Genomic DNA, 3,234 nt, shown 5'->3' on the forward strand with positions numbered 1-3,234 from the left:
GATAAGTAGAAATGGTAAAAACATTGTATAGCATTTTACACAGGAGTCTGGACTTGACTCACTTCCTTTATTATTTTTCATTTTTTTAAACTATTTAATACTAATGTCTTTTATAATAGCTTTTCATATATTATATAATCAATCTTTATAAGTCCTTTTATAAATTTCTTTTCTACCATTTTCGATAAATTCCTGTTTAATATTTTTAATTCCATAAACAATAGTTTCAATAGGATAATATTCTTCAACTATATCTTGATATTCTTTTGCTTTCTCAATATCTATATTTCCATACATTCTTAATATATCTTCTCCAAAATTTGTTCCTATTTCTTCTTCACTATCTTCAAGTAAGTATATAAAATCACAATATTCATCTATAATTCCAGAATCTCCAAAATCAATTATTCCAGTTAATCTATTATTGCCATCTAACAATAGATGATTACAACTAAAATCATTATGGCATAAACACTTTTTACCCTCAAAAACTGTTGTTGCATTTAGTCTTTCCATAAAACTTTCTATATAATCTTTTTCTATATCAGTTAAATCATTATAAATAGTTTCACGCAACAATATATACTCTTCTAATACATTTTGTTTATTATCAATAGTACATTCACTAATATCTGTATAATCTAAACCGTGCATTTGTCTTAAAAAACTGGCAATATCTCGTTTTAACAAATTTTGTTCTTCTTCTGACATAGTAGAATAAATTTCTGGTGTTAAAAAAGTTCCTTTAATTTCTTTATAACCTAGTATAGATAATTCATCACTAATATACGAATATTCAATATTAGGAATTTTTACATTAGTTTCTAAATTTGTATTTAAAAAATTATATATTGCTTTTTCTTTTGCATAACCTTTTTTCTTATTAGTACTAAATTTTGTTTTAAAAATGTATTCATTATTAACTAAATATGCCACACTATCATAACCACTACCGATTATTTCAATACTATCTACTTTGAAATTATCAAAGTAATGCTCAATTAAATATTTCATTGCCTTAACATTTGTGGCATTATCATCATATCTATATTCCATTAAATAACAATCTTCTTTTTTGCCCTCGTGTAATTCATGTTCTGGCAAATCTTCAATAATTCTAAAACCAGATTTTTGGTATGCCCTTATTGCTCTTGGATTATTTTTATGAGGGTCTAAAATAACTGCATTAGCATTTCTTTCTTTTTTCAAAAATTCAAAAATCAATTTAATATATCTTGTACCAATTCCTTTACTCCAATAATTTGGCTCTCCTATAAATTGATCCATACCATAGACTATCTCATCAGTTTTTGGATAATGATAATCAGTATATAACTCATCATACATTTTATATATTTGTCCATATCCAATAGGAACATTGTTATATTCAATAATTACTCTAAAAACTTCATCTTCCCAAGGCTCTGTATAATGTTTTTTTAATGATTCTAATGTATATTTTTTATCTCTACCACCATAAAATTCTAATACTCTTTCATCAGTTAACCATTTTAACATCAAAGGAAAATCATCATCTATTAAAGTTCTTATACATATTTCATTTTCAACTATATTCATTTATTTATCACCTTTTTCATAATCATATACATATACTATTTCATCTTTATAATCATTTTTACCACCTAATTTTTCATATACATGGCAAGCTCTAGGATTACCTTTATCAGTTATTAAAAACATTTCAGAACAACCAATCTCTTTAGAATATTCCTTAATAAAAGATAATAATTTTGAACCATAACCTTTGTCTTGATAGTTAGGTAACATTCCTATTGAGTGTAAATAAAACATTGTTTTTCCATCAGGTCTTAAAAGTGTATAGCAATATGCAAATCCTATAATTTTATTATTTTCTTTAGCTATAAACCCAAATGAACTGGTATCATTAAGAAATCCTTTTAAATTATCAATATCAAAAACCATATTATCATCAATTAAAACTTCTTCCATAAACTCAGTCAAGTCCAGACTCCTGTGTAAAATGCTATACAATGTTTTTACCATTTCTACTTATCAAAATTGATGTATTTTCTTGAAGAATAAATCCATTCATCATGTAGGTCCATAAGAACGGCTCCAATTAAGCGATTGGCTGATGTTTGATTGGGGAAGATGCGAATAATCTTTTCTCTTCTGCGTACTTCTTGATTCAGTCGTTCAATTAGATTGGTACTCTTTAGTCGATTGTGGGAATTTCCTTGTACGGTATATTGAAAGGCGTCTTCGAATCCATCATCCAATGATGCGCAAGCTTTTGAATATTTTGGTTGATCGATATAATCATGAATCAATCGATTTTTAGCCTCACGCGCTAAGTTAATATCTGTGAACTTAAAAATTCCTTTAACAGCTTCTCTGAAAGATTTTGAATTTTTTTTAGGAATGGTGGTAAAGATATTTCTTAGGAAGTGAACTTGGCATCTTTGCCAACTTACGTTGGTGAAGGATTTTCTAATGGCAGAGACTAATCCTTTGTGCGCATCAGAAATAACGAGTTCCGTACCTTGTAAACCGCGTTCTTTTAGGTATTCAAAAAATGTTGTCCAGGTCTCTTCGCTTTCGCCACTTTGAATCATGAAGCCGATAATTTCACGGTCGCCATCTTTGGTTATTCCAATCGCTATATGACAGCTTTTTGAGAGTACTCGATTTTCTTCTCGTACTTTTATATAGAGTACATCGGTCATTAAGTAAGGATAATTTTTTTCTGATAATAAACGATTCTGCCACTCGTTAACCATAGGTTCTAGCTGTTCTGTTAAGCTAGAAACGAAGGACTTAGAGACGGATTTACCACAAAGTTCTTCCACAATTTTTGATACTTTACGAGTTGAAACGCCTGATACATACATTTCCAACATTGAAGCCATGAGGGCTTTTTCGTTTCGTTGATAACGTTCAAACACTGTGGGTGAAAAATGGCCATCACGTGTTCTGGGTACTTTTAATTCTAGCGTGCCTACACGTGTCGTAAAGCTGCGCTCATAATAGCCATTTCGTTGACTTTGTCGGTTTTCTGTTCGTTCATATTCTTTTGCTTGAATATATTCTGTTCGTTGATTTTCCATTAGTTGATTAAATACCGTTGTTAAAATATTTTTAGAAACGTCATCCTTTACAGAATATTCAATAATGCTTTGAATCTCTTCGCTTTTCAGTGTAAAATGTACTTGGGTCATGTAAAAGTCCTCCTGGGTATGTTTTTGTCGTTAA

General features: G+C 29.2%; 3 protein-coding genes. All 3 read right to left on the reverse strand.

Annotated elements, in window-relative coordinates:
• Positions 1 to 138 precede the first annotated feature (138 nt).
• The 3 genes from aph(2'')-Ia to DWX29_RS12355 are packed head-to-tail and all read right to left on the reverse strand — an operon-like array spanning position 139 to position 3,200.
• Positions 139 to 1,578: an aminoglycoside O-phosphotransferase APH(2'')-Ia gene (gene aph(2'')-Ia, locus DWX29_RS12345; RefSeq protein ID WP_001028144.1), complete on the reverse strand. Its 1,440-nt coding sequence runs from the start codon at positions 1,576 to 1,578 to the stop codon at positions 139 to 141.
• Positions 1,579 to 1,971 (reverse strand): GNAT family N-acetyltransferase, encoded by a 393-nt coding sequence (locus DWX29_RS12350; protein WP_000393259.1) that lies wholly within the window; start codon positions 1,969 to 1,971, stop codon positions 1,579 to 1,581.
• A gap of 56 nt (positions 1,972 to 2,027) precedes the next feature.
• On the reverse strand, positions 2,028 to 3,200 hold the full coding sequence (locus DWX29_RS12355) for an IS256-like element IS256 family transposase (RefSeq protein WP_000195429.1): 1,173 nt from the start codon (positions 3,198 to 3,200) through the stop codon (positions 2,028 to 2,030).
• Between the last annotated feature and the right edge of the window lie 34 nt (positions 3,201 to 3,234).

Origin of the sequence: Eubacterium sp. AF19-12LB (genome assembly GCF_003479125.1) — a bacterium.
Lineage (GTDB): Bacteria > Bacillota > Clostridia > Lachnospirales > Lachnospiraceae > Eubacterium_U > Eubacterium_U album.

Coding starts and splice junctions, on each gene's coding strand:
- DWX29_RS12350 (WP_000393259.1), bottom strand. CDS start 1,971: ATGGAAGAAGTTTTAATTGATGATAATATGGTTTTTGATATTGATAAT.
- DWX29_RS12355 (WP_000195429.1), bottom strand. CDS start 3,200: ATGACCCAAGTACATTTTACACTGAAAAGCGAAGAGATTCAAAGCATT.